Origin of the sequence: Bradyrhizobium cosmicum (genome assembly GCF_007290395.2) — a bacterium.
In the GTDB taxonomy this organism is placed as follows: Bacteria; Pseudomonadota; Alphaproteobacteria; order Rhizobiales; family Xanthobacteraceae; genus Bradyrhizobium; species Bradyrhizobium cosmicum.
Map to the genome: position 1 here is coordinate 5,566,457 of NZ_CP041656.2, position 24,929 is coordinate 5,591,385.

A 24,929-nucleotide genomic window follows, 5' to 3' on the forward strand; every position below is an offset into this window, starting at 1 on the left:
GCTCCACCCGATGGCCCGCAGGTTTTCCGCTCCCTATCAGACGGAGCCCGTGTCCAGCCTCGCGAGCTGGGCGCGCAACCTGGCCGTGTTCGCGGTGGTGGCGGTGGTGGTGTCGATCCTCATCGTCCGCTTCGGCTTCCTGGAGCCGAAGCCGGCGCTCGTCACCTTCTTCGGCGGACTTGCGATCGCCGCGCTCTCGATCCTGTTCGGGCTCGCCGGCTTTGCGGCGATCTGGCAGAACGGCTCGCGCGGCATGGCGCGCATCCTGCTCGCTTTCCTGATCGACGGGGCGATCCTCGCCTATCCCGCCTATCTCGGCCTGCAATATCGCAAGCTGCCGGCGATCCACGACATCACCACCGACCCGATCGACCCGCCCCGCTTCGACGCGCTGGCGCGTCTGCGCACCGGCGACGGCGCCAACAGCGCGGTCTATGCCGGCCTCTACTCGGCCGAACAGCAGCGCCAGTTCTATCCTGATATCGAGCCGATCGAGCTCGAGATCACCGTCGACCGCGCCTATGCGATCGCGCTCCAGCTCGTCAACAAGCGCAAATGGCTCGTCATCGACGAGCGCGCGCCGCAGCCGCCGCGCCGCATCGGCCGCATCGAGGCGGTGGCGCGCTCGCCGATCATGGGCTTGCGTGAAGACATTTCCATCAGGGTTGCGCCCGATGGCGAGGATTCCCGCGTCGATATCCGCTCGGCCTCGCGCTATTTCGACAGCGACCTCGGCAGCAACGCGGCGCGCGTGACGAAATTCATCGAAGATCTCAACACCGCCGCGGACGCCGATGCGCTGAAGCCGGTGAAGAAGACGCCGGTGACGCCGCCGAAGGCCCCGGCGAAGACGGTGAAGAAGTGACGGCGGGCTAGGCGCCCGCCATTCGGTACGTCCCGCCAATCACGGGGTCGCCATCCGTCGCCACCACGCCTCGGGCAACCAGGTCTTCCAGATGCGCCAGCACGGAGTAGCCGGCGGCCGTGGTCAGCCTGGGATCGATGCCGATATAGATCGCCCGCACCATGGTAGGAATGTCGGTCTCGCCCTTGGCGAGGCGGTGCAGGATCGAGGCCTCGCGCGCCTTGCGGTGACGGATCAGGAAGCGCACGAAGCGCGGACCGTCCGGAATCTCGGGACCGTGGCCGGAGAAATACAGATCCTCCTCGCGCCTCGCCAAGCGGTCGAGCGACTCCATGTAGTCGATCATCGAGCCGTCGGGGGGCGCCACGATCGAGGTCGACCAGCCCATCACGTGATCGCCGACGAAGTTGACCTTCCGTTCGGGCCAGGCGAAGGCGAGATGATTGGCGGTGTGGCCGGGCGTCGCCACGGCCTCCAGACGCCAGCCGTCGCCCTCGACGATATCGCCATGGGCGATTCTGACATCCGGCACGAAGTCGCGGTCAGAACCGGATTCCGGATTGTGCTTCTCGCTCTCGAAGCGCGGGCGCGAGGCCCGGTGCGGGCCTTCGGCATACACCGGCGCGCCGGTCGCCTGCTTGATCCGCGCGGTGTTCGGCGAATGGTCGCGGTGGGTGTGGGTGACGAAGATATGGCTCACCGTCTCGCCGCGCACGGCATCGAGCAGAGCCGCGGCATGCGCCGCATCGTCCGGGCCGGGATCGATGATGGCAACATTACCGGTACCTACGATGTAGCTGACGGTGCCGGTGAAGGTGAACGGGCTCGGATTGTTACAGAGCACTCGCCGCACGCCGGGACGGACTTCCTCGACGATGCCGGCTTGAAGCGGAAAGTTGCGGTTGAACGGGACGTCGTCGTTGTCGGACATGGGACTTCCTGTAGCCGCACTCTCTGCTGTCATGCTCCGCGGAGGCGGAGCATCCAGAACGCCGCGGCATCGAGACAAAAGCGAGGTCTCTGGGATACTGGATCGTCCGCCCCAGTGCGCAAGTGCGCACAAGGCGGACGATGACAGTTGAGCAAGACAATCGCCACGATATTGCCGGCTCTCAGAAAAACGCCTGAATGCCCGTGATCGCGCGGCCCAGGATCAGGGCGTGGACGTCGTGGGTGCCCTCGTAGGTGTTGACCGTCTCGAGGTTGTGGACGTGGCGCATCACGTGGTACTCGGCCGAGATGCCGTTGCCGCCGTGCATGTCGCGCGAGACGCGGGCGATGTCGAGGGCCTTGCCGCAATTGTTGCGCTTCATGATCGAGATCATCTCGGGGGCGAACTTGCCCTCGTCCATCAATCGGCCGACGCGAAGCGAGCCCTGAAGGCCGAGCGCAATCTCGGTCTGCATGTCGGCGAGCTTCTTCTGCACCAGCTGGGTCGCGGCGAGCGGCTTGCCGAACTGCTTGCGGTCGAGCGTGTACTGGCGGGCACGGTGCATGCAGTCCTCGGCGGCGCCGAGCACGCCCCACGAGATGCCGTAGCGCGCACGGTTGAGGCAGCCGAACGGGCCCTTCAGGCCGGAGACGTTCGGCAGCAGCGCGCTTTCCGGGACCACGACGCCGTCCATCACGACTTCGCCGGTGATGGAGGCACGAAGCGAGAGCTTGCCGCCGATCTTCGGCGCGGACAGGCCCTTCATACCCTTCTCCAGCACGAAGCCGCGGATCTGGTTGTCGTGCTCGGCCGACTTGGCCCAGACCACGAACACGTCCGCGATCGGCGCGTTCGAGATCCACATCTTGCTGCCGGTCAGGCGGTAGCCGTCCGAGACCTTCTCGGCGCGGGTCTTCATGCCGGCCGGATCGGAGCCGGCGTCCGGCTCGGTCAGGCCGAAACAGCCGACCCACTCGCCGCTGGCGAGCTTCGGCAGGTACTTCTTGCGCTGGTTCTCGTCGCCATAGGCGTAGATCGGGTACATCACCAGCGAGGACTGCACCGAGTTCATCGAGCGGTAGCCGGAATCGACCCGCTCGATCTCGCGCGCCACGAGGCCATAGGCGACGTAGCTCGCATTGGCGCAACCATATTCTTCCGGCAGCGTGATGCCGATCAGGCCGAGCTCGCCCATCTCGTTGAAGATCTCGCGGTCGGTCTTCTCTTCGAGATAGGCCTTGGTGACGCGCGGCAGCAGCTTGTCCTGGGCGTAGGCGCGGGCGGTGTCACGCACCATGCGCTCGTCTTCGGTGAGTTGCTCGTCGAGCAGGAACGGATCGTCCCACTGGAAAGAAGCCGCAGCCGGCTTGTCCTTGGCCTGGGGGCGCGCGCTCATGAAACGTCCTTTCGCATCTGGTTCCGTCAAGAATTGCCCGACAAACTAAAGCGCCGCGGCAACAAGTGCAATTGCGTTGCAGATGTACGGGTCTGCGTGGATCCCGGGGATGCGCATCGCGCGCCGGGGGATGCGCTTCGCGCACCCCGAAATGACAGCGCTAGCTCTCAAGCTGCTCGTTGGCGACGATCTCGATGCCGAAGCCCGACAGGCCCTTGTAATCGTGCACCGACGAGGTGAGATGACGGATCGAGGTCACGCCGAGATCGCGCAGGATCTGCGCGCCGACACCGACCTCGCGCCACTGGCGGTTGCGGTCAGCCTCCGTCGCGCTCTCATCAGGCAGCGCCGCCACAGGCACACCAGCCGCGCCGTCGCGCAGGTAAACCAGAACGCCACGGCCGGATTTCTTGAAATGTTCGAGCACGGCCACCATCCGCTTGTGGCCGGTGAAGATGTCCTTGACGATGTTCGGCTTGTGAAAGCGCGTCAACACGTTCTTGCCGTCGCCGACCCCATTGTAGACGAAGGCGACGTGGGCGATGGAATCGAAGGGCGAGCGATACGCATAGCCCTGCAAGGGGCCGATCGGGCTCTCGGTGACGAAGGTCGAAACCCGCTCGATCAGCTTTTCGCGCGCCTGGCGATAGGCGATCATATCGGCAATCGTGACATGCTTCAGCTTGTGCTGGGCCGCGAAGCGGGCGACCTGCTCGCCCTTCATCACGCTGCCGTCGTCGTTCATCAATTCGCTGATGACGCCGACCGGCGGCAAGCCGGAGAGCTTGCAGAGGTCGACCGCGGCTTCCGTGTGGCCGGAGCGCAGCAGCACGCCGCCGTCCTTGGCGATCAGCGGGAAGATGTGGCCCGGACGGGCGAAGTCGTTGGCGCCGGCATTGGGATTGGACAGCGCGCGGCAGCACGAGGCGCGTTCCTCGGCCGAGATGCCGGTGCCGCCATCGGGCTTGTAGTCGATCGAGACCGTGAACGCGGTGGTGTGCGCGGAATCATTGTGGGCGACCATCGGGTCGAGCCGCAGCCGGCGCGCATCCTCAGAGGTAATCGGAGCGCAGACGATGCCGGAGGTATGCCGGATGATGAACGCCATCTTCTCCGCGGTGCAGAGCGAGGCGGCGACGATCAGATCGCCTTCACCCTCGCGGTCTTCGTCGTCGGTGACGACCACGAGTTCACCCCGGGCGAAGGCCTGCAAGACTTCCTGAACGCTATCGGGCATTTCCCAATCTCTATCGGTTATGAGTCGGAGGCTTAGCCGGACTTGGGGCCAAGCGCTAGTCTCCCCGGCGCAACCACATATGCCGGACCGCAAGCCTGCCAGAGGGCTTGCACCGGTCATACCAGGGATATGGGTGCCAACGGGCTCGGAAAGAAGCCGCCGGGCACCGTCAGGGCAGCACTTCGCGCCGCTCGCCGAGCCGCTGATCCAGCTCGGCGCGCTTGTCGGGCAGCAGACCGGCCTGGGCGGCTTCGATCACGGTAAACAGCTCATGAGCATCGCTGAGCCGGGTCACCGTGACGTAGCTGGCACCGGCCGCATAGAGCTCGCCCACATCCGACAAGAGATCGGCCGTGGCAACGATCATGGCGGTCGGGTTGAGGGTGCGGACGTGGCGGACCAGCTTCTCGTTGCTGGCGCCCTTCAGGAGCGCGTCGGGCACGCTGAGGATGATCATCTCGGACTTGCCGACACCGGCATGGAGCAGCGTGTCGGCGCTGCTGATGTCGCCATAGATCACGTGCAGGCCGCGCGACAGCAACGTCTGGTACACATTGGGGTTGAAGTCGATCACGGTGATCTGCTCGAGCAGCACCGGGGCCTGCCGCTCGATCTCCGCGAGCAGCGCGCTCGCCGCACGGAAAAAGCCGAGAATGACGATGCGGCGGGCCTCGCCATGGCCGCCTTCGTGTCCTTCCTCGCCATGGCCGTTGCCATGGTCGAGATCGCGCAGGCCGATCCGCTTCAGCGGGCCGATCGCCCAGCGGGTGATCTCGTCGCTGCGGCTCATCGCGAATGTCGAGAGCACGGCGAGCACCACGAAGGCAAAGGAGGCCGCATTGGCCGTCTCGGCCGCGATGTGGTGGTCGGCGACGCCGGTCTGGATCACCACGAGCGAGAACTCGGAGATCTGCGCGAGGTTGAGGGCCGGCAACAGGCTGGCGCGCAGGCCCTGCTTCATCAGATAGAGCGGGGTGAAGGTCGTGACGAGACGGCTCACCACCGTGAAGGCCGCGATCATCAGCGCCAGCCCGATCACGGACAGGCCGGGCACGGGAATGGTCATGCCGAGCGCGACGAAGAACAGCGTGATGAAGAAGTCGCGGAGCGTGGTGACCTTGGCGGTAACGTCGAGCGCGTAAGGAAAGGTCGAGAGCGAGACGCCGGCAATCAGCGCCCCCATCTCGCGCGACAGCGAGAGCCGTTCGGCGGTCTCGGCGACGAGGAAGCACCAGGCGAGCGCGCCGAGCAGGATCAGCTCGGGGCGGCGGGCGATCTGGTGAAACAGGCGCGGCAGCACGTAGCGGCTGACCAGCAGGGCTGCTGCGACCAGCACCGCGACGCGGCCGATCGACAGCAAAATGACGCTGACCTGCAGATTGGCAAGGCTCGGCTGCACCGCCAGGAACAGGATGGCGAAGATGTCCTGGAGCACCAGCACGCCGAGGGTGATGCGGCCGGGCAGCGTGTCGAGTTCGCGCTTCTCGTAGAGCACCTTGACGATGATCACCGTGCTCGACAGTGCGCAGGCGACGCAGAGATAGACCGCATCGAAGTGGCCGCCGCCGAGCGACAGGCCGATTCCGATGAAGAACAGCACCCCGAGCAGGCAGCCCCCGATCAGCTGGGCGCCGGCGGCGAACAGGATCACCTTTCCCGCCCGCACGATCTTCTTCAGGTCGATCTCGAGCCCGATCATGAACAGCATGAAGATCAGCCCGAGCTCGGAGATGACGCTGATCGATTCCTGCGAATGGACCCAGCCGGCGCCGAATGGACCTATGCAGAAGCCGGCGATAAGATAGGCCAGGATCAGCGGTTGCCGGGTGAAATGGGCGAGCAGGCCCAGCATCCAGGCAAACAGAATACAGAGAGTGATGTCGCGAATGAGCTCGTGCATACCAAATTGGTCCGTTTTGCCGCACCCTAGAGGCAGGTTGCGGCGCGGCAAGCGAGCAATTCGTCACATGCGAACGGCGCTTTTCGCAGCAATGCTGCTATGCCCCCTCGCCTCCGCCGCGCCCGCAGTCGCGCAATCCAAGGTCAATATCGAACAAAACTTTGCCGATTCGCTCGCCGCTCTGCCGAAGGAGGAACTCGCCGTCTCCGGGGGGTTCTACGTGCCCGCCTATTCCAGCGTTGCGATGAGCCAGGGCAAGTTGCGCGTCGACTTCTCGGTGACCTTGAGCGTGCACAACGCCTCCGAGAGCCAGCCGCTGGTGCTCAAACGCATCGCCTATTTCGACACCGCAGGCAAGCAGGTCGAGACCTATCTGAAGGCGCCGGTCGCCTTGAAGCCGCTGGCCACCGTCTCGATCTTCATCCCGACCGACGATGTGCGCGGCGGGACCGGAGCCAATTTCATCGTCGACTGGGGCGCGACCGGCGAGATAACCGAGCCGGTGGTCGAAGCCTTGATGGTTGGCGGCATCGCCAACGCGCATTACGCTTTCATCAGCCAGGGCCGCCCGACCCGGACGGCCACAAGGAAGTAGAGGCCGTCCGATCAGGTCGAGGCGCCCCGGATCGAAGACGTCATCGGCCACGGCTTCGGGCTTGCGGTCGCGCCCCGATTGAAACTCCCGAAAACAACCCCATGCACAGTAGCCCGCGCGAGCAAAATCAGCAGGTTACGGAAGGGCGCGACAAAAATACGGATTTTACGAATTTCGTTTGACGCGTCGGGCAAAACACTGGCATGATGGCATCATCCAAATCGGCATGCGCGGTCGCCACCCCACGGCCGGCTGCTCAACAAGAACAAAACGAGGAACGCTCTCATGACGTCCAGCTTCGATTTCGCGCCCCTGTTCCCCGCAGGGCTGCCGGCCCCCACTGCGCGCTGGACGGGCCTCGCGAAATACAGCTTCGTCGGCGGCAACAATGATTCCGAGCAATTGCCGCTCGAAGGCCTGATCGAGGCTGCCAATTCCGCCCTGCAAAAGGAGGGTCGATCGCTCGCCACTTACGGTCTGGCGCATGGGCCGCAAGGCTACCTGCCCTTGCGCGAATTCCTGGTGACGAAACTCAGGCGCGATGCCGGCATCAACTGCACGGTCGACGATCTCATGATCGTCTCGGGATCACTGCAGGCGCTCGATCTCGTCAACGCGACGCTGCTGACGCGCGGCGACACCGTGATCTTCGAGCAGGACAGCTATCAGGGCTCGCTGACCCGCCTGGCGCGGCTCGGCGTCAATGTCGTCGGTATTCCGCTCGACGAGGATGGCATGCGCATGGACGTGCTGGCCTCGACTCTGGCGGACCTGAAGAGCCGCGGCATCCGTCCCAAATACATCTACACCATCCCGACCGTGCAGAACCCGACCGGCAGCATCATGCCGGAGAGCCGACGCGCCGAGTTGATACGGTTATCAGCCGAATATGGCGTGCCGATCTTCGAGGACGATTGCTATGCCGATCTCGTCTGGTCGGGGCAGCGGCCACCGGCGATTTACGCGATGAGCCCGAACGGCGGCGTGATCCATATTGGCTCGTTCTCCAAATCGATCGCGCCGGCACTGCGCGTCGGCTTCATCGTCGCGCCATGGGATGTGATGTCGCGGATGCTGGCGCTGAAGACGGACGCGGGCTCCGGCGCACTGGAGCAGATGGTGCTTGCCGCCTATTGCAAGCCGCATTTCGCAAGCCATGTGCCGGCCCTGACAAAGGCGCTGCGCACCAAGCTCGATACGCTGATGGAGGCCCTCAACGAGCAGTTCGGCACGGCGGCGGAATTCGAGGAGCCCAAGGGCGGCATCTTCCTGTGGGTCAAGCTGCCGGACCAGGTCGATACGCTCAAGCTGTATCAGGCCGCGCTCGCCGCCGGCGTCTCGATCAATCCGGGGCCGGAATGGTCGACCGACAAGAGCCATTCCAGCTCGCGCCTCAGGCTGTGCTTTGCGAGCCCGTCGCATCAGCAGATCCGCGAGGGCGTCGCCGTGCTGGCCGAAGTGTGCCGCAAGGAGTTCGGCGTGCCGGCCCGCAGCGCCAATGTCGAGAAGCAGGTCTAGCGGTTATTACGCAGCCTGAGGCTGGCTGCCGTGAATGGCGGACGCCAGCCGCAGCAACAGCACGATCGAGACGTTGCCCTTGCCTGCCTCGATCTGCGCGATGTAGCGCTCGGAAATCCCGGAGCGGCGGGCCAGCTCCCGGCGCGACAGCTCGCAGCGGGCGCGCGAGGATCTCAAGCGTTCGCCCAGTTCGGCCAGAAACGCGGTCTCAGAATGAGGCGGCAGGGCACGGCTCCCCGGCAGCACTTCACCCGCAAAATCCATGACTTGATTCAGCATCGGTCTATCCACGTTCGCCTTCGGGAGCGCCATCCTACCCTTGCTACGACCGGTCTCATTGACGCGGATCAAATTCGCGCGCGATTGGCACCTGGCGTGGACGGCGGCGCGCGGAATGCTACACTTTGGAATGGTTCGAGGCGGGGTTTTGCAAGCCATGACACGTTGTTTGAGCCGCTGTACGACAGCGGCGCTGCTGTGGGTTGCGTTCACGCCCGCGGCCGGCGCCGAGACGCTTTCGACGACGGTCGAGCAATGGGGTCTGCTCGGCTCATGGGCGGTCGATTGTGCAGCCCGGCCCGATCGCGACAAGGGCGCTCTCCTGACTTACGAAATCCGGAAGGACGGCCGGGTGATGTACCGGCGCAATTTCGGCGACGCCAGGGACGAGAGCGAAGTCGTATCCGCCACGGTCAATGCCGAAGGCGTGCTCAATGTGATGGTGTACTTCCCCTCGCTGAAGCAGACGCGTGAGTTCGGCCTGCTGCTCTCAAAGCAAGGTAGCCTGCGCGCGATCTACAATCGCAGCGAGCGCGGCGAGTACACCATCAGGGACGGCAAATACGTCGCCACCGGCGCGCCAACCCCGCCACAGCAACGTTGCGATTAACCACCCTGAACAAGCGTTCAGAATTCTCTTTCCGTTGCTCCGGAACGTTCACGCCGATGCGCGGTTCTCATTGGCATTGAATTGGAGGAGGAGGACATCATGAAGAAGCTTGCTTATGTGGTTGCGGCTCTCGGCGCGCTCGCGATCGTTGCGCCGACGATGGCGAGTGCCGAAACGGTGGTGATCAAGCGCGGTCATCATCATGGCTACGGCGCCCGCGCCGAAATGCGCGAGCATCGTGACCATGGCTGGCATCGCGGCTGGCATCATCGCGACCGGGTCGTCGTGGTCAAGCGCGGCCACCGTCACCACTGGGATTGATGCGTAACGCAATATGGAAATGGCCCCTCGCGGGGCCATTTCTTTGCGTCTCAAGAGCGTGCGGGCGACGCTAATCCCACGCCGGTGCGAAGCCAGGATTGACGCAGCGCTTGTCGTTGGGCAGCTCGGCGATCTTTTTGCGGTCGGCATCGTCGAGCGTGATCTTCAGCGCGTCGAGATTGGCTTGCTGGCTCTCGCGGCGCGACGCCTTCGGGATCGCCGCGACGCCGTCCTGGTCGAGCAACCATTTCAGCGCGACCTGAGCCGCGGTCGCATTGTGCCTGGCGCCGATCTCGGCCAGCACCGGATCGGAGGCGATGCGCCCCTGCGCCAGCGGGCAGTAGGCGACCAGCGGAATCGACTTGGCGTTGAGATAGGCCAGCACCTTCGATTGATCGAGCATGGCGTGATATTCGATCTGGTTGCAGGCGATCGGTGCCTTGATGTCCTCGACCGCGATCTTGAGCAGCGCAGTGGTGAAATTGGCGACGCCGATCGCGCGCGTGCGCCCCTCCTGCTTCAGCTTCATCAGGGTCTCGAACACCGCGCCCCAGTTCGCCGACTTCGACGGCCAGTGCACGAGATAGAGATCGACGTGGTCGAGCCTGAGCTTCTGCAGGCTGGCGTCGAAGGCGCGGCGGATCGCGTCGGGGCTCAAGTTCTCGTGCCAGACCTTGGTCGTGACATGCAGCTCGCCGCGCGGCAGGCGGGCGGCCGCGAGCGCGGCGCCGATGGGTTCCTCGTTGGCGTACATCTCGGCGGTGTCGATGTGGCGATATCCGATCGACAGCGCGCTTTCGACCGCGGCGCGGCAGGCATCGCCCTGCATGCGGAAGGTGCCGAGGCCGAGCTTGGGCATGGAAATGCCCTGGGTCTTCAGATTGTCCATGAGTTAGCTCCTGACGCATTTCAGCCCGCCGGATGCACGCGGTGGCCGCGGGGACAGACTCTTTGGTGATGGAAAAGAGATGGCGGGAGGGCACTATACGCGCCGCCCGAAGGAGACCAAATCAAGATCCGGTTAGCTGATAGCCGGCGGGCATCGCCGTGACAGTCAAACGGCATTTCAGATGAGCGCCCTCTCCTGCCAACGTCGAACCATCGCGGTCATTCCGGCCGCAGGCAATCAGGAGACGATCATGAAAGCGCTTTGGACGATGGTCTTTGTGGCAGCAGCTCTTTCCGGTGCGGTTCCCGCGCACGCCGACGGCTTTGCCTATACGGGCTCGCCCAAACAGGGCGAATTCTTTGTCCGGCAACTCGCCGCGCCACGAGCCCCTGACTGGATGAACGCGCGCGCAGAGGCCCCGCAACCGGCGCCCCGGCCCGTGCGCGGCGGCATCGGCCTGCGAATGCCCTAGGAATGCTGCGCCACCACGGCCGGGCGCGCCTGCGGCTGCGGCACGATATCGACGGACCAGAGATCGCGATCGTCGACGTCTTTCAGCGTCACCGTCATGACGCCGCTGGCGCCGTCGATGTCGACACGGCCGAAGAACTGCAAACCGAAGCAGGGCGCCAGGTTCTCGCCCTGCGCTTCGCTGCAACCGTGCTGGTACATCGCGACCGGGCCGAAGGTGTCGTCGAGCTCGCCCGGCCCCCAGGTGCCGGCATGCAGCGGGCCGGAGACGAATTCCCAGAACGGCTCGAAATCCTGGAATTGCGCCTTGCTCGGATCGTAATAATGCGCGGCGGTGTAATGCATGTCGGCTGTGAGCCAGACGATGTTGCGGACGCCCGCGCGCTTGATGGCGGCAAGCAGATCGGCAATCTCATGCTCGCGCCGATCGGGCGGCCCATTGCCGAGCGCGACGGCATCCATGCTGACGAGGCCAATCGGCAGGTCGGCCGCGATCACCTTCCAGGTCGCACGCGAGGCGGCGAGCTCCCGCTTCAGCCAGGCGAGTTGCTCGGCGCCCAGGATCCAGCCACGATGATCGTCGCCCTTGTTCCAGTTGTCGTCGCGATAGCTTCGCATGTCGATCAGGAAGACGTCGAGCAGCGGACCGTAGGCGATCTTGCGATAGATTCGCCCCTGCCGGGCGCCGACGTCGCGGATCGGCATGAAGTCGAAGAAGGCGCGGCGGGCGCGCGCGACGAGCCGCGGCGTGCCGTCGTCCTCGTAACCTGCGTCGTCATGACTGGCAGCCGGCGACCAGTCGTTGGTGACCTCGTGGTCGTCCCACTGGGCGAACATCGGCACCTCGGCATGGAAGGCACGGAAGTGCTCGTCGAGATGATTGTATTTGTAGTTGCCGCGGAACTGCGCCAGCGTATGCGCGACCTCGGCCTTTTCCTCGGTGACGATGTTGCGCCAGACCTCGCCGTTCGGCAGTTTCTGCTCGGAAGGAATCGTGCAGTCGGCGTAGATGTGATCGCCGGAGTGGATGAAGAAATCGGGGCGGTTGTCGAGCATGGTGCGATAGCTGCGATAGCCGCCGCGCGCGATGTCGATGCCCCAGCCCTGCCCTGCGACATCGCCGGACCACAGGAACGAAATCGACCGGCCTTCGGCCGGCGCGGTGCGGAAATGCCCGACCCGGCTTTCGCCGGTGATGCCGGCGGCGGTGTCGTCAAAGCGCACGCGGTAGAAGATGTCCTGCCCGGGCGGCAGGTCGCTCAACAGCAGCTTTGACGTGAAATCAGAATCCGGCAACGCATCGCGCGACGCAGACGCAATGATGATCCTGAAACTCTCGACGGTCGAGCATTCCACCTGCATGCGTGCCGGCCGATCGGCGCGTGCCCAGATCACCGCTGAGCCGTCCGAGACGTCGCCGGACTGGATACCGCCGGCGATCTGCGGTCGGTCGGCAGCACGACTGATCGAGGGTTTCGCAAGCGCAGCGATGGCGAGGCTTGAGGTGGAGCGGACCAGGAACTGCCGCCGGGTCCAGGCGCGCGGGGCGCGGAGCGTTGCCATTCAGGAAACCTTCGTCGAATCGTGACGGAAGGTGCCTGCGCTCCTTGACTCCCGGCTTACGGTTTCTTGACCCCAGGCCTACGGTTTTGCGACGCGCGGATGACATTGGACGACCGGCGAGAGGATGTCGCGCAGTCGCCGCGGAGAAGGTGATCTCCCTCGCCCCGCTTGCGGGGAGAGGTGAAGGGCATCGCCCTCGGCTCTAGCGCTTCCAGCTGCAGATGCCGCCGGAACGACACGGCCAGGTCTGGATCCGGGTGTCCATCGCCTGCGCGTCGAGCGGGTTGCCGTGGCGATGCGCGAGCCTGGCGCGCGCTGCGCCGCGCGGCTGGGCGTTTCTGGCATGCGCGATCTTTGGCTCGGACACATGCACGCGCTCGGCGGCAACCTTCTTCGGCACGTCGACCGGCTCGGCGCGCGCTTGCGCGTCGTTGCCGCCGCGCGCCTCGAGTGCGACCGGTGCAAATTGCGTCTCGGGCCCGAGCCGCTTCGGCGACAGCACCGCCTTGGAGAGATCGAGGCCGAGATATTCACCGGGCTTGTAGTCGTCTGCACGCACGGCGCCGCTGCCCGCGAGAACGAGGGCAACGGCAGCAGCAAGATAAACGCTCTTCAGGACCACGGACGCCTCCTGAAATTGATTTATGAAAGGGTCAATTTACCCTTATTTAGGAGGCGTCGCGCGCAATTCCAGCGGCCAAGTGCCGCCGTGGTTAAGAAGTTTGGCGGTGTCAGGCGACCTTTCGCGTGGCCCCCGTCCCCTCCAGGAACCCCATCAGGCGGCTGCGGATGATCTGTTCCGCCTCGGCCATGATGCGATCGACGAGTTCCTTGCAGCTGGGGATGTCGTGGATCAGGCCGGCGACCATGCCGCAACTCCAGGCGCCCGCGTCCATCTGGCCGTCCAGCATGACCTTGGGATAGACGCCTGCGACCTGGTCGTGGATGTCGTCGATGGTGAGCTTGTCGCCCTTGGCATGCTCGATCTCGAGCAGGCGATCGACATTGGCGTTCTTCAGGACACGCTCGGTGTTGCGCAAGCTGCGCATGATCAGGCGGGTGTCGAGCTCGGTCGCCGCGACCAGCGCATTCTTCACGTTCTGATGCACCGGTGCTTCCTTGGTGGCGATGAAGCGCGTCCCCATGTTCATGCCGGCCGCGCCGAGCGCGAGCGCGGCGACGAGGCTGCGTCCGTCGGCCATGCCGCCGGAGGCGACGAACGGGATCTTCAGTTCCTCCGCCGCGCGCGGCAGCAAGATCATGTTGGGAATGTCGTCCTCGCCGGGATGACCGCCGCACTCAAAACCGTCGACACTGACGGCGTCGCAGCCGATGCGCTCGGCTTTCAACGAATGGCGAACTGATGTGCATTTGTGGATCACCTTGATGCCGGCCGCCTTCAGCGCGGGCATGTAGGCTTCCGGACTGCGGCCCGCGGTCTCCACGGACTTGACGCCGCCTTCGACGATCGCGGCGATATATTCCGGATAGGGCGGCGCCGAGAAGGTCGGCAGAAATGTCAGATTCACACCGAACGGCTTGTCGGTCATGTCGCGGCAGCGCGCGATTTCCTTGGCGAGCAGCTCCGGCGTCTTCTGCGTGAGACCGGTGATGATGCCGAGCCCGCCGGCATTGGAGACGGCGGCGGCCAGCTCGGCAAAGCCGACGAAATGCATGCCACCCTGGATGATGGGGTGCTCGATGCCGAACAGTTCGGTGATCGCGGTCTTCACTTCAATACCTCCCGGAGTTTTGCCTAAGTTGAGATCAGTCTAGCCGGACTTCTGTGCCGCGGTCACCATTTCTCGCCGAAGGGGCGGATCTCCATCTCGAAAGTCCAGGCGCTTTTGGGCTGCTGATAGAGCTGCCAATAGGAGTCCGCCACCGCCGACGGCGGCATCAGCAGATCCGGATTGTCGAGCGCATTCGGGCCGAGAGCCTCGAGCCGGCGCTGCCGCACCCATTCGGTGTCGACACCGGAATCGATGATGAGATGGGCGACGTGAATGTTCTTCGGCCCGAGCTCGCGCGCCATCGCCTGCGCCACCGCGCGCAAGCCGAACTTGGCGCTGGCGAATGCGGCAAATCCGCTGCCGCCGCGCAAGCTCGCGGTCGCGCCGGTGAAGAAGATCTTGCCGCCACCGCGCGCCAGCATCAGCCGCGCAGCTTCCCGCCCCGCCAGGAAGCCGGAATAGCAGGCCATCTCCCAGACCTTGCGGAAGACGCGCTCGGTGGTGTCGAGGATCGGGAAATTGACGTTGGCGCCGACGTTGAAGATGCAGACCTCCAGCGGTGCATGCGTGTCGGCGTCGTTGAGGAAGGAGATGACTTCTTCTTCCTTGCGCGCATCGAGCGAACGGGCGTGAATCTCGCCGCCGGCGGCCTCGATGTCCTTCACCAGCGGCGCCAGCTTGTCGCCGTTGCGGCGGCCGGCGAAGATCGAAAAGCCTTCAGCGGCGAATTTCCTGGCGATCTCGGAGCCGATGAAATCGCCGGCCCCGATCACGGCGGCTGTCGCGTTTCGCTTGGGCAAGGTTGCCTCCTCCGGAGAGAGCATTGATTGAGAAAGAAGCTATAGTTCCAAAATAGAACTGTCAAACCTGGAGGCCGAACGCTAAATTGGGCTGAAATATCGCTGACCGTTCAAGTCAGTTCCTTTTTCTGACTGACTAGCGAGGCCGGAGATCGGACCATGAAGTGGGACACGCTGGACGAAGAGCCCTGCTCGCTTTCCCGCACCGTCGCCGTGATCGGCGATCGCTGGACGCTGCTGATCCTGCGCGAATGCTTCTTGCGCGTGCGCCGGTTCGAGCAATTTCAGTCCTCGCTCCAGATCACGCGGCATCTGCTCTCGGAGCGGCTCAAGAAGCTGGTCCGCTTCGGCATCCTGCGGCGCGTGCCCTATTCCGAGGCGCCCAAGCGCTACGAGTACATCCTCACGCAGAAGGGGCTCGACCTCTACCCGATCATCATGGCGATGGTGCATTGGGGCGACGCCCACATGGGCGACGAGCGCGGCCGCCCACTGCTGCACGAGCACAAGACCTGCGGCAAGCTGTTCGATCCCGTGATGGTGTGCTCGGAATGCGGCGAGTCGCTGCATGCCAAGCAAGTGCATGTGCATGCAGGACCGGGGCGGAGAGAAGCCGTCAGGCCCTAATGTCCTCGCGCCGGCGCACCGAGATCGATCGGACGCAACACGGCGGCCGTCGGGATCATCAACATCGCGACGATCGCAAGCGTCCAGAACACATCGATATAGGCGAGGAAATCGACCTGCTGCTGCAGGGTCCGGCCGACCCAGGCAACCGCTTGTGACGCCGCATCGCTTGCGTTCGAACCCTGGCCCTGAAAGTAGCGCGTCAGTGCATCGATGGTCTGCTGATAGCCGACATCAGACGGCGCAGCATGCTCGATCAGGCGGCTCTGATGGAATTGCTGGCGCTGCGCCAGAACCGTCTGCGCAAGCGCGACACCCATGGATCCCCCGATGTTGCGCGCGACGTTGATGAGGGCGGAAGCCTGGTTGGTCTTGTCCGGCGGCACGCCGTCATAGGACGCAGTCGTCACCGGCAGGAACAGGAACGGCAGGCCAAGCGCCAGGAAGATGCGTGACAACGCTGCGTAGCCGTAGGTGATGTCGCCGGTCAGCCCGGTGAGATGCCACATCGAGAAGGCAACGATGGCGGCGCCAAACATGATGAGATATTTCGGCTGCACCGTGCTGACGAGGCGGCCGACCACCGGCATTAGGACCAACGTCGCGATACCCCCAGGAGACAGCGCAAGACCGGCCAGGTATGCCGTATAATTCAATTCGGTCTGCAGCAGCTGCGGCAGCATCTGGGTGGTGGAGATCAGGACTGCGCCGGTACCGAGCATGACCAGGAAGCAGGCCGCGAACTGGCGGCGTCCGAGCAGACGAAGGTCGATGATGGGATCGTCGCGCGTCAGTTCCCAGGGAATCAACGCAAGCAGCGACACCGCCGAAAGCACGGCGAAGAACACGATCATGTTCGATCCGAACCAGTCGCTGCGCTGACCTTCGTCGAGCACGAATTCAAGCGAGGCGAGCCCTATTGCGACCAGCAGGAACCCGATGTAGTCGACGCGAAGGCCGTTCTTCAGCAGCCTCTGCCGCTCCTCCGCTGCGCCCGACGGCTCCTTGACCAGCATGCCGACAAGGAACAGCGAGAGCAGCCCCATCGGCACGTTGATCAGGAAGACCCAGTGCCAGGTGTAGGTGTCGGTGATCCAGCCGCCGAGCGTCGGCCCGACAACGGGCGCCACCACGACGGCCACACCGTAGATCGCGAAGGCTTGCCCACGCTTCTGCGGCGGGAAGGAGTCCGCCAGGATCGCCTGCTCGCTCGTCGCCATGCCGCCGCCGCCGAGGCCCTGCAGGATGCGGAAGACGACCAGCGATTCCAAATTCCAGGCAAAGCCGCACAACAGCGATGAGAGTGTGAAGATCGCGACACAAATCATGTAGAAGCGCTTGCGCCCTATCACGGTCGAGAGCCATCCGGAGATCGACAGCACGATGGCATTGGCGACGAGATAGCTGGTGATGACGTAGGTGCTCTCGTCGATACCGACCGCCAGACCGCCCGCGATGTGGCGCAGCGCGACGTTGGCGATGGTGGTGTCGAGCACTTCCATGAAGGTCGCGATCGAAACGACGAACGCGATCAGATAGGGGTTGTGCCCGCCGGCCGCCGAGCGCTCCGGCGACCACCCACCTGCGCTGCCTTCCACCGCGTCGGTCACCGCACCCGGGTCCAGGGCACGACAGACATGCCGGGACCGACCGGAAGATCGGCCGGCCAGTTATCGACCACGATCTTCACCGGCACGCGCTGCACCACCTTGACGTAGTTGCCGGTGGCGTTCTCCGCGGGCAGCAGGCTGAATGCAGTGCCCGAACCCGGCTGGACAGAGTCGACATGACCGGTCAGCCTGCGGCCGGGATAGGCATCGATGCGGATCTCGACCGGCTGGCCCGGGCGCATGTCGTTGAGCTGGGTTTCCTTGTAGTTGGCAACGATCCAGGTCTCGTCCGGCACGAACATCATCAGGCTCTGTCCTGCCGTGACGAAAGTGCCCTTGGCGCCCGAAAGCTTGGCGACGCGACCGGACTGCGCGGCAACCACGCTGGTGTATTGCAGGTTCAGGTTCGCCTGGTCGAGCTGCGATTGCGATTGATCAAGCTGCGCCTTTGCGCCTTCGAGCTGGGCCTGAAGCGTCTTGATGCCGACTTGGGCCGCCGTCACCGCAGTCTTCGCACGTTCGGTGTTGGCTTGCTGCGCCTGCAGATCGGAGCGCGTTTGTTGCTGCCGCTGAACGGTGCCGGCCCCCTTCTCGACGAGATCTTCCGCGCGCTTGAACTCCTCCTGCGAAAACTGAAGCTGCGCCTGCGCCTGTTCGAGCTGCGCCTGAGCCTGCTTGATCTGTTCCTGCTGGGACACGATCTGCGCCTCGACGTTGGCGATGTTGGCCTTCGAGACTGCGACTTGTGCAGCCGCCTGTTCGATGGCGATGCGGTAGTCGCGCTCGTCGATCTTCGCCAATACGTCGCCGGCGTTGACGTGCTGGTTGTCCGTGACCGGAATATCGGTCACGTATCCGCCCACCTTCGAAGCCACGGAGAAGCTGCGCGCGGCAATGAAAGCATCATCCGTGGATTCGTAGTGGCGGACCTCCAGCCAGTAGAGCAGGCCGCCGATGAGCGCCGCGACGAGCACGACGGCGCCGACGGCTGCGAGCAGCCAATGCTCGCGAATCCGATCACGCAGCGAGGGCGTTTGCGCCGGCTTCGGCTCCTTGGTGTCTCGGTTCTGATCAGGAGAAGGTCTTGGAGCTTCTTTCGCCTTCTGCGGTTGCTCCGCGTACGGCCCACGCTCCCGGGTTTGAGCATCCACGTGAATACCTCGGTCGGGACTAAGCTGGCGTCAAATCGGGCCATCCCGCCGCGCCGGACTCCCAACCGCAACGCCAAAACATGGTTCCGGACTCCAGCGCACCGCTGTCACTCGGAAAAGCCAACCCAAAAAACAGGCGCGACACCGATTGGTGTCGCGCCTGATTGGTCGTTGTCAGCGCACCTTATTCAATGCGTCTTGGTTTCATGCCATTTTTCGAGGTCCGGTTTTGTCTTGTCGGACTTCTGCTCTTTCTCCGGATTGCCCTTCCAGGGCTCGTCCGTCTGTTTATGCGATCCCCAGTCGGTCTGATGCCTGGGATCGTCGGTCGGCCGTTCCTTGCTCATCAGATCTCCGTTGGGTTGTAACAGTGCTTACGCGAAAGGAACGCCATAGTAGGAGTTGATACCGCGAACGGCGGCATCATCGCCCCAGTTCCAGTCGCTGCGGTCGCCGTATTTCGGCGCACCTTCCAGGGACTTGGCAGTGATGCCAGTCAGGTAGCCGCCGAGTTCGGTGTCATATTTGAGGGACTGCCAGGGCAGAGGATAGTGATCGTTTCCGAGGCCCAGGAAGCCCCCAAAGCCGAGCACGGCGTAGGACACCTTGCCACTGACCTTGTCGATCATCACGCGCTCGATCGAACCGATCTTGTTGCGGTCCGCGCCAAAGACCGATGTTCCCTCGACCTTGTCGCTGCCGATCAACCGACCCATCTCGTTCTGGTCCAGCTCACCTTGGTTCATCATCTGAATTCTCCGATCAGCTCATGCTCAGATCAACCGGCTGACGAAGCGATCGTTCCTGCTGCTCGAAACGCAGGACACGGTTTGGAACAAGGGCATTTGGGCCGTGTTGGTCGGCTCGAACGCGCAGGCCCGTCGGCCGCGCCACTTCGGAGGACCCAGTCATGAAACGAACCATCATTGCGTTGAGTTGCGTGCTTCTCGCAGGCCCCGCGCTCGCCCAGTCGCTCGGCGAGAAGACCGGCATCAACTCCACCCTTGGAGTGGCGCCGACCACCGCCGACTTCGTCAAGGAAGTTGCCGTCAGCGACATGTTCGAGATCGAATCGAGCAAGCTGGCCGTGCAGAGGGGCAATGCGCAGGAAAAGACCTTCGGGCAGCAGATGGTCACCGACCATACCAAGACCAGCAGCGAACTGAAGGAACTGGTCAGCGGCGGCAAGGTCGAGGCAACTCTGCCCACCGCGCTCGACAGCTCGCATCAGAGCAAGCTCGACAAGCTCAAGAACGCCTCAGGCAAGGACTTCAGCTCCGACTACAATTCCTATCAGGTCAGTGCGCATGAAGATGCGGTCTCGCTGTTCGAGCGCTATTCCAAAGGCGGGGACAATTCCACGCTGAAGGATTGGGCCGGCAAGACGCTGCCTGCGCTGAAGCATCATCTCGACATGGCCAAGGAGCTTGGCAAGTCGCCGAGCGTCGGCCAGTCAAAGTAGCATTCGACCGGGGACGCCGGCCCGCCGGCGTCCCTCGCCCGTTAGCAACGAAGCCCGTCTGCGCGCGTTGATCCGCAAATTGCGGAGCCAGCCATGACGCATCGAACCAACACCCCGCTATCCCGCCGGCACGTGATTCACGCAGCAAGCGCGACGCTTGCTGCGTCGTCGCTGGCATCTTCAACAGCGAAAGGAGATACGACAGTGGCCGATGAGCTGATCGATCCCGTCAACCGATATCCGAAGCCGCCGTTCAAGAAGCAGTCGCAGCCCTGGCCCGGCCTTGCCGGCAAGATGGAACCGCGGCCCGACCATGGCGAAACCAGCTACAGGGGGTCCGGACGCCTCGCTGGTCGCAAGGCGCTGATCACCGGCGGCGATTCCGGGATGGGTCGCGCCGCCGCGATCGCTTATGCGCGCGAAGGCGCCGACGTCGCCATCAACTATCTGCCGGCGGAGGAGCCGGACGCCCAGGAGGTGATCGCGCTCATCAAGAAGGAAGGGCGCACGGGCCTCGCCATTCCCGGCGACCTCAAAGACGAGGCCTTTTGCGGAAAGCTGGTGGAGCAGGCGGTGCAAGGCCTCGGCGGTCTGGACATCCTCGTCAATAATGCGGCGCGGCAGCAGACCCGCGCCTCGATCCTCGATGTGTCTTCGGAGGACTTCGACGCAACGATGAAGACCAACGTCTATGCGCCGTTCTGGACCATCAAGGCTGCATTGCCTCACCTGAAGCCGGGCTCCTGCATCATCGGCACGACCTCCGAACAGGCTTACGATCCTTCCCCCGATCTCTACGACTATGCGCAGACCAAGGCCGCAACGATGAGCTATGTGAAGTCGCTGGCGAAGCAGCTCGCCTCGAAGGGCGTCCGCGTCAACGGCGTCGCCCCCGGACCGATCTGGACGCCGCTTCAGGTGTCGGGCGGCGCCACGATGGAAAAGCTGGAGAAGTTCGGCGGCATGACACCGTTCGGCCGCCCCGGCCAGCCCGTCGAGCTTGCCTCGATCTACGTGCAGCTCGCCGCGGCGGACGCGAGCTACGCGACCGGCCAGGTGTATGGTGCCGCGGGCGGATCTGGACAACCGTAGTATCTCGGCTGAGGAACCATCAACGGTTCCTGCGCTTTACGAGCTTGTCACGAAAATCGTTTTGCCAGCCGCAGACCGATGGCGTTCACAACAGTCAGACCAACACGGATCGATATCGCGATCGCGAACGAGATCGCCGCCCGCACCAACCCGGATCTCGAGCAGACCGCCGCAGCGCTGACATGGGGCGCGGACGAGCATGTGCTGCTTCCGCTCGCCGCTGCGGGCTGGCTTTACGCCCGGCTTCTCCCTCGCGACGAGCGACGTGCGGCGGATCACATCCTTGCGGTTTCACTGGCGGCGGCGGTGCTTCCCCACATTCTGAAATCAGCGTTTGATCAGGTCAGGCCAGACCGATTGATAGTGCGAGGTCATCGGCACGGCATTCCCTTCTCGGGGCTGCCACGCGATGCGTTTCCGTCTGGCCACGCCGTCCATATGGGTGCGCTGGCGTCCGCGGCTGGCCTGCTGCCGCCCGCCAGGCGTCGTCTGGTGCGCTCGATCGCTGCGGCGCTGTCGTTGACGCGCGTCGCTCTGCTCGCCCACTGGGCAAGCGACGTCGTCGCAGGCTTCGCCCTCGGCGTTCTCGTCGAGCGGACGCTGAGACCGTGGACTCTTGAAGGAGCCGCGCGCAAGCCCGGGGCCCCTCGGGGGCGGTCATGATCGAATATGCCGTGCGCTTCGTTGCGGGCGGGCTGATCGTGTCCGCTTTCGCGATCCTCGGCGACATGCTGAGACCCAGGAGCTTCGGCGGGCTCCTCGGGGCAGCGCCGTCGGTCGCGCTTGCCACACTGGCCATCGCAGTCGTTCAGCACGGCCCGCAATATGCAGCGGCCGAAAGCTGGACGATGATCTACGGGGCGGTCGCTCTCGCCTGCTACAGCGTTGCCGTCTGCCATCTCCTGATGAGATTTCAGTTCGCCGCCCTGCCCGCCACCATAATCGCCTTCGCCGTATGGCTTGCGGTTGCCTTCGGCCTGCTCGCAAGTTTCGGAGGCGCCGCCTGATGCTGGTCAACCTGTCTTCGTCATCATTCAAGCGAACGCGCTGGTACGAATACGGAGTTCGCTTTTTGCTGGGCGGACTGGCGACGGTTGCCGCTGGACTCGCCGGCGCGCGCTTCGGCGTCTCTATCGGAGGGCTTTTCCTCGCGCTCCCCGCCATCTTTTGCGCCAGCGCGACGTTGATCGAGAGCCATGAGCGCCGAGCCAAGGAGAAGGCTGGCCTTAGCGGACGGAGGCGCGGTCAGCAGGCTGCAGCGCTCGATGCCGCGGGCGCTGGCCTGGGAGGCATTGGTCTGGCTGCATTCGCCGCGGCCTTCTACGTCGCGGCTCCAGCAAGCATCGTCGGCGCGTTCCTCGCCGCCATCCTTGCGTGGATCGTGGTATCCGTGGCGGCGTGGAGACTGAGGCGAGCGCTTCGCAGGACCTCTCGCGGCGCCGCGCAGCCACACGGCGAGGCGCGGTCAGCGCAAAGCCGAGGCATCCTCCCGTAGCGTCAGGAAGTCGTACATCTCGGCAGCTGCCTGAAGCCGCTCGATACGCGTCGCGACAGCGTCACGCTCCGCGCCGTGGGGCAGGTTCGCCATCTCCTGCTTGAGTCGCAGTCTCTGGGCTTCGAGACGTTGTTCGAAAGTGTGGGGCTCAGATCGTCGTCGCATCGTCCGTCCTCGGGGGTTGCAGGCCCGGGCTATTGGCCCAGCGCTCGACTTGTTCGATCACCTTCTGATGGCTCGGACGCACCGGCTGCGGCGGTTCGGGCTCTTCGGAAAGCTTGCGGGGTAACCTGACTTTGTCTGTCATCGGCTGTCTCCCTTTCCCCAAACATGCGCTTGAGCCCAAGTCATTTCAAGATATAAGTTATTGATTTTATTATATTATATTGCTCAATCGACACCTTTTCGGACTCCTAGGGAACTCGCAGCAAGTTGGCGCGTTTAGCAAGTTGCTCAAATTACTCACCTTGCGTGATGACCATGAACGACCTCCGCGCCGAGCGGCTTCAAGTAATGCTCTCTCCAGATGAACTGGCCGCGGTTGATGATTTCCGGTTCAAGCACCGCATGCCGACGCGCGCCGCTGCTGTTCGCGAGCTGCTCAAATTCGGACTCGCATCCGCAGGCATCGAGACCAACATCGGCTCATCCACGGGCATCAAATCCAGCGAATTTGGTGTCTTCGGCCGCGGTCCGGAAGGACACGCGCCGGGAAAGCCCGAGGGAGACGCCGAGGACTGATTGCGCTCCCACACAAGCAAACGACCCCGGCACGGTGGGTGCCAGGGCCGTCCTTGGAGATTGCTTCCGGCTCACCGGGGGCATGATAACCGAAAGCAATCTATCGACTCTTCGCGCGAGGATTCGTTCCCCGCGCTATTTGTGGCACATGATCTTTTCGGAAAGGCACTTCGCACTTTTCCGGATCATGCTCTAGCCGCTCGGCGCGTCGCCGGAATCATCCGGCGTCATGCCGGAGCCCGGCGTCTTGCTGTTGTCGTTCAACTTGGGATCGCGCGTCGCCTCACGCGACGGCGAGCCTTTTTCATCCGTCTCATCCGTCTTGTGCGCGGTCTGCGCGCGCTGCTTGTCGCGCGGCTGATCCTCCGCCCGCTTGTCCTTGACGATGCCGTGGTCGGAATGGGCCATGATGTCCTCTCGCGTTTGTGGATTGCGTCGAAGCGCTTACGCGCGGACGCGTCGAATGTTCCGGGACGCGGGAGAGGCTTCGCTAGCTGCGCACGGCGTGGGTCGTCGTTGCAGATGCATTTTCCTGATGCACCTGCCGAACCGTTGTCACCGTCGCAAACGCGACCGAGACGCCAAAGGCGAGAATAAAAGAGAGAAGAGCCAGACGTGGAGCCATTGCAAACCTCCTTCTGGAAAAGCAATGAGATCGACTATTCCGGATGATCCTAAGTTGCTCGATTGCAGTCCGTGAGCGGTCTCACACGCAAAGTCACGAGGACGAGATCAGGCACCCTGCATTTGGAGTACGCGAACCTTGACGGGCGGGATTTCGCCGTCGAGCCAGTCCTGCTCGTTTGCAAGCGCCATCCACGCCTCCGCCATCCGCGAATAGCGCTTGTGGGTGGGCTGGCCCTCGGCTCGCTCGGCGAGCTGAAGGCAGTTGTCGGCGTTATCTCTGAAGATGTCAGACTGTTTCATGAAGGACAATTGGGGACGGAACCCTCGCGTCGCAACCGCCCTTACCGCATTGTAACGTAAAGGGAACCTCGCGCGCCTTCGATCATTGCAAATCGATGAGGATTTTTGTCGCAATCATCCTGCTGTTCGTCAGCACCGCGGCGTTCGCCGACAACGCCGGTGAGCGAACAGACGGCCAGCGCCCGCCGACCGCAACGGATGTGATCGTCGGCCTCTATACGTTTGGCCGCTTCCAGCAAGGTTTGCTGGAGAGTGCGGACCTGAAGGGCAATGCGGAGGTGAAGAACCTCGCCGCCCTGCGCGCCGACGAGGCAGCCAGGCGCGACAAGGCCCTGAAGGAAATCCAAGTGGCGATCGGTGCCGAGCCACACGTCGGTAAGCCCACGGCCGGCGCAAGCCTCGCTGAGCCCGACGACTCGGAAGGACCTGCGTACATTCGCACCTTCTTCGCCGCGCAAATTCCTGAATACGAGTCCGCTATCGGCCTGCTGGAGCGCTATCTGAAGGCGCCCGACAATGCGGCGCTTGCTGCTTTTGCCCGCGAGCAGCTCCCCTTGCTGCGCTCGCAGGTGAAGGACGCTGAACGCACGATGGCCGACAAGTAATTGGCAGGGCGGGAACCCTGCTAAGGGTCGGAAATTTTTCTGGAATTGGATGGAACCAATCATAGCCCTTGCGGTTATTTTGACCGGGCTGAGCAAAGCAGGTTCCAATTT

The 24,929-nt window shown here is 63.7% G+C and carries 32 protein-coding genes; 14 read left to right on the forward strand and 18 right to left on the reverse strand.

Features of this window, described 5'->3' with window-relative positions; translation table 11 throughout:
• Positions 1 to 10 precede the first annotated feature (10 nt).
• A complete protein-coding gene (locus FNV92_RS26685; RefSeq protein WP_143843877.1) occupies positions 11 to 865 on the forward strand; it encodes a DUF1499 domain-containing protein in 855 nt (284 codons plus the stop codon).
• A 7-nt stretch (positions 866 to 872) separates the two neighbouring features.
• Here FNV92_RS26685 and FNV92_RS26690 read toward each other — a convergent pair whose 3' ends face one another.
• The 4 genes from FNV92_RS26690 to FNV92_RS26705 all read right to left on the reverse strand — a co-directional run bounded on the left by FNV92_RS26690 (position 873) and on the right by FNV92_RS26705 (position 6,329).
• Entirely contained in the window at positions 873 to 1,796 is a 924-nt protein-coding gene (locus tag FNV92_RS26690; RefSeq protein WP_143843876.1) for an MBL fold metallo-hydrolase, read from the reverse strand.
• 181 nt (positions 1,797 to 1,977) lie between these two features.
• Positions 1,978 to 3,192 (reverse strand): acyl-CoA dehydrogenase, encoded by a 1,215-nt coding sequence (locus FNV92_RS26695; protein WP_015687815.1) that lies wholly within the window; start codon positions 3,190 to 3,192, stop codon positions 1,978 to 1,980.
• A 160-nt stretch (positions 3,193 to 3,352) separates the two neighbouring features.
• Positions 3,353 to 4,429 carry a 3,4-dihydroxy-2-butanone-4-phosphate synthase gene (ribB, locus tag FNV92_RS26700; protein ID WP_143843875.1) on the reverse strand — a complete coding sequence of 359 codons (1,077 nt, stop codon included), beginning with the start codon at positions 4,427 to 4,429 and terminating at the stop codon, positions 3,353 to 3,355.
• Positions 4,430 to 4,598: 169 nt separating this feature from the next.
• Positions 4,599 to 6,329 (reverse strand): cation:proton antiporter, encoded by a 1,731-nt coding sequence (locus tag FNV92_RS26705; RefSeq protein ID WP_143843874.1) that lies wholly within the window; start codon positions 6,327 to 6,329, stop codon positions 4,599 to 4,601.
• 67 nt (positions 6,330 to 6,396) lie between these two features.
• On the opposite strand from FNV92_RS26705, the gene FNV92_RS26710 reads away from it, so the two are divergent.
• Both FNV92_RS26710 and FNV92_RS26715 read left to right on the forward strand, forming a co-directional pair.
• Positions 6,397 to 6,924: a DUF3124 domain-containing protein gene (locus tag FNV92_RS26710; protein ID WP_168213554.1), complete on the forward strand. Its 528-nt coding sequence runs from the start codon at positions 6,397 to 6,399 to the stop codon at positions 6,922 to 6,924.
• Positions 6,925 to 7,209: 285 nt separating this feature from the next.
• The gene (locus tag FNV92_RS26715) at positions 7,210 to 8,442 is read left to right on the forward strand and encodes an aminotransferase-like domain-containing protein (RefSeq protein ID WP_143843872.1); all 1,233 of its coding nucleotides are present in this window, start codon (positions 7,210 to 7,212) and stop codon (positions 8,440 to 8,442) included.
• 6 nt (positions 8,443 to 8,448) lie between these two features.
• Here FNV92_RS26715 and FNV92_RS26720 read toward each other — a convergent pair whose 3' ends face one another.
• Entirely contained in the window at positions 8,449 to 8,721 is a 273-nt protein-coding gene (locus tag FNV92_RS26720) for a helix-turn-helix domain-containing protein (RefSeq protein ID WP_015687820.1), read from the reverse strand.
• Between the two features lie 157 nt (positions 8,722 to 8,878).
• Here FNV92_RS26720 and FNV92_RS26725 point away from each other — a divergent pair, with 157 nt between their 5' ends.
• Together FNV92_RS26725 and FNV92_RS26730 are read left to right on the forward strand one after the other, a co-directional pair.
• On the forward strand, positions 8,879 to 9,331 hold the full coding sequence (locus FNV92_RS26725) for a hypothetical protein (RefSeq protein ID WP_168213553.1): 453 nt from the start codon (positions 8,879 to 8,881) through the stop codon (positions 9,329 to 9,331).
• Between the two features lie 99 nt (positions 9,332 to 9,430).
• A complete protein-coding gene (locus FNV92_RS26730) occupies positions 9,431 to 9,652 on the forward strand; it encodes a hypothetical protein (protein WP_015687822.1) in 222 nt (73 codons plus the stop codon).
• 70 nt (positions 9,653 to 9,722) lie between these two features.
• On the opposite strand, the gene FNV92_RS26735 is transcribed toward FNV92_RS26730, so the two are convergent.
• A complete protein-coding gene (locus FNV92_RS26735; RefSeq protein WP_143843870.1) occupies positions 9,723 to 10,541 on the reverse strand; it encodes an aldo/keto reductase in 819 nt (272 codons plus the stop codon).
• 181 nt (positions 10,542 to 10,722) lie between these two features.
• On the opposite strand from FNV92_RS26735, the gene FNV92_RS26740 reads away from it, so the two are divergent.
• The gene (locus tag FNV92_RS26740) at positions 10,723 to 11,013 is read left to right on the forward strand and encodes a hypothetical protein (RefSeq protein ID WP_143843869.1); all 291 of its coding nucleotides are present in this window, start codon (positions 10,723 to 10,725) and stop codon (positions 11,011 to 11,013) included.
• On the opposite strand, the gene FNV92_RS26745 is transcribed toward FNV92_RS26740, so the two are convergent.
• From FNV92_RS26745 to FNV92_RS26760, 4 genes are all read right to left on the reverse strand, one after another.
• Positions 11,010 to 12,575: an alkaline phosphatase D family protein gene (locus FNV92_RS26745; protein ID WP_143843868.1), complete on the reverse strand. Its 1,566-nt coding sequence runs from the start codon at positions 12,573 to 12,575 to the stop codon at positions 11,010 to 11,012. The two genes, FNV92_RS26740 and FNV92_RS26745, sit on opposite strands and share 4 nt — an antisense overlap.
• Positions 12,576 to 12,777: 202 nt before the next feature.
• A complete protein-coding gene (locus FNV92_RS26750) occupies positions 12,778 to 13,197 on the reverse strand; it encodes a hypothetical protein (RefSeq protein ID WP_143843867.1) in 420 nt (139 codons plus the stop codon).
• 109 nt (positions 13,198 to 13,306) lie between these two features.
• Positions 13,307 to 14,308 carry an NAD(P)H-dependent flavin oxidoreductase gene (locus FNV92_RS26755; protein WP_143843866.1) on the reverse strand — a complete coding sequence of 334 codons (1,002 nt, stop codon included), beginning with the start codon at positions 14,306 to 14,308 and terminating at the stop codon, positions 13,307 to 13,309.
• Positions 14,309 to 14,370: 62 nt separating this feature from the next.
• Entirely contained in the window at positions 14,371 to 15,108 is a 738-nt protein-coding gene (locus FNV92_RS26760; RefSeq protein ID WP_143843865.1) for an SDR family oxidoreductase, read from the reverse strand.
• Positions 15,109 to 15,267: 159 nt separating this feature from the next.
• Here FNV92_RS26760 and FNV92_RS26765 point away from each other — a divergent pair, with 159 nt between their 5' ends.
• Entirely contained in the window at positions 15,268 to 15,735 is a 468-nt protein-coding gene (locus tag FNV92_RS26765; RefSeq protein ID WP_143843864.1) for a winged helix-turn-helix transcriptional regulator, read from the forward strand.
• Here FNV92_RS26765 and FNV92_RS26770 read toward each other — a convergent pair.
• The 4 genes from FNV92_RS26770 to FNV92_RS26785 all read right to left on the reverse strand — a co-directional run bounded on the left by FNV92_RS26770 (position 15,732) and on the right by FNV92_RS26785 (position 19,245).
• Entirely contained in the window at positions 15,732 to 17,345 is a 1,614-nt protein-coding gene (locus FNV92_RS26770) for a DHA2 family efflux MFS transporter permease subunit (protein WP_143843863.1), read from the reverse strand. The genes FNV92_RS26765 and FNV92_RS26770 overlap by 4 nt on opposite strands.
• Positions 17,342 to 18,496, reverse strand: a complete 1,155-nt coding sequence (locus FNV92_RS26775; RefSeq protein ID WP_143843862.1) for an HlyD family secretion protein — start codon at positions 18,494 to 18,496, stop codon at positions 17,342 to 17,344. Before FNV92_RS26775 ends, FNV92_RS26770 begins: the two co-directional genes overlap by 4 nt.
• A gap of 188 nt (positions 18,497 to 18,684) precedes the next feature.
• The gene (locus FNV92_RS26780; protein WP_015687832.1) at positions 18,685 to 18,843 is read right to left on the reverse strand and encodes a hypothetical protein; all 159 of its coding nucleotides are present in this window, start codon (positions 18,841 to 18,843) and stop codon (positions 18,685 to 18,687) included.
• 27 nt (positions 18,844 to 18,870) lie between these two features.
• Positions 18,871 to 19,245, reverse strand: coding sequence for a PRC-barrel domain-containing protein (locus FNV92_RS26785; protein WP_143843861.1), 375 nt, complete (start codon positions 19,243 to 19,245; stop codon positions 18,871 to 18,873).
• Positions 19,246 to 19,406: 161 nt separating this feature from the next.
• Here FNV92_RS26785 and FNV92_RS26790 point away from each other — a divergent pair, with 161 nt between their 5' ends.
• The 5 genes from FNV92_RS26790 (at position 19,407) to FNV92_RS26810 (ending at position 22,545) form a co-directional block, all read left to right on the forward strand.
• Entirely contained in the window at positions 19,407 to 19,958 is a 552-nt protein-coding gene (locus tag FNV92_RS26790) for a DUF4142 domain-containing protein (protein ID WP_143843860.1), read from the forward strand.
• 93 nt (positions 19,959 to 20,051) lie between these two features.
• Complete coding sequence (locus FNV92_RS26795; protein ID WP_143843859.1) at positions 20,052 to 21,050, forward strand: SDR family oxidoreductase; 999 nt, start codon at positions 20,052 to 20,054, stop codon at positions 21,048 to 21,050.
• Positions 21,051 to 21,128: 78 nt separating this feature from the next.
• Complete coding sequence (locus tag FNV92_RS26800) at positions 21,129 to 21,713, forward strand: phosphatase PAP2 family protein (protein WP_143843858.1); 585 nt, start codon at positions 21,129 to 21,131, stop codon at positions 21,711 to 21,713.
• Positions 21,710 to 22,057 carry a DUF3147 family protein gene (locus tag FNV92_RS26805; RefSeq protein ID WP_015687837.1) on the forward strand — a complete coding sequence of 116 codons (348 nt, stop codon included), beginning with the start codon at positions 21,710 to 21,712 and terminating at the stop codon, positions 22,055 to 22,057. The genes FNV92_RS26800 and FNV92_RS26805 overlap by 4 nt, the downstream gene beginning before the upstream one ends.
• The gene (locus tag FNV92_RS26810) at positions 22,057 to 22,545 is read left to right on the forward strand and encodes a DUF3147 family protein (RefSeq protein WP_143843857.1); all 489 of its coding nucleotides are present in this window, start codon (positions 22,057 to 22,059) and stop codon (positions 22,543 to 22,545) included. Before FNV92_RS26805 ends, FNV92_RS26810 begins: the two co-directional genes overlap by 1 nt.
• A 148-nt stretch (positions 22,546 to 22,693) precedes the next feature.
• On the opposite strand, the gene FNV92_RS26815 is transcribed toward FNV92_RS26810, so the two are convergent.
• The gene (locus FNV92_RS26815; protein WP_168213552.1) at positions 22,694 to 22,852 is read right to left on the reverse strand and encodes a hypothetical protein; all 159 of its coding nucleotides are present in this window, start codon (positions 22,850 to 22,852) and stop codon (positions 22,694 to 22,696) included.
• A gap of 173 nt (positions 22,853 to 23,025) precedes the next feature.
• Here FNV92_RS26815 and FNV92_RS26820 point away from each other — a divergent pair, with 173 nt between their 5' ends.
• Positions 23,026 to 23,286, forward strand: coding sequence for a hypothetical protein (locus tag FNV92_RS26820; RefSeq protein WP_168213551.1), 261 nt, complete (start codon positions 23,026 to 23,028; stop codon positions 23,284 to 23,286).
• A gap of 192 nt (positions 23,287 to 23,478) precedes the next feature.
• On the opposite strand, the gene FNV92_RS26825 is transcribed toward FNV92_RS26820, so the two are convergent.
• The 3 genes from FNV92_RS26825 to FNV92_RS26835 form a co-directional block, all read right to left on the reverse strand.
• On the reverse strand, positions 23,479 to 23,694 hold the full coding sequence (locus FNV92_RS26825) for a hypothetical protein (RefSeq protein ID WP_143843855.1): 216 nt from the start codon (positions 23,692 to 23,694) through the stop codon (positions 23,479 to 23,481).
• 82 nt (positions 23,695 to 23,776) lie between these two features.
• Positions 23,777 to 23,911, reverse strand: a complete 135-nt coding sequence (locus tag FNV92_RS26830; protein WP_283805814.1) for a hypothetical protein — start codon at positions 23,909 to 23,911, stop codon at positions 23,777 to 23,779.
• A 107-nt stretch (positions 23,912 to 24,018) separates the two neighbouring features.
• Positions 24,019 to 24,213 (reverse strand): hypothetical protein, encoded by a 195-nt coding sequence (locus tag FNV92_RS26835; RefSeq protein WP_015687842.1) that lies wholly within the window; start codon positions 24,211 to 24,213, stop codon positions 24,019 to 24,021.
• Between the two features lie 95 nt (positions 24,214 to 24,308).
• Between FNV92_RS26835 and FNV92_RS26840 the strand changes: the two genes are divergently transcribed.
• Positions 24,309 to 24,818, forward strand: coding sequence for a DUF305 domain-containing protein (locus tag FNV92_RS26840; protein WP_143843854.1), 510 nt, complete (start codon positions 24,309 to 24,311; stop codon positions 24,816 to 24,818).
• The last annotated feature ends 111 nt before the right edge of the window (positions 24,819 to 24,929 follow it).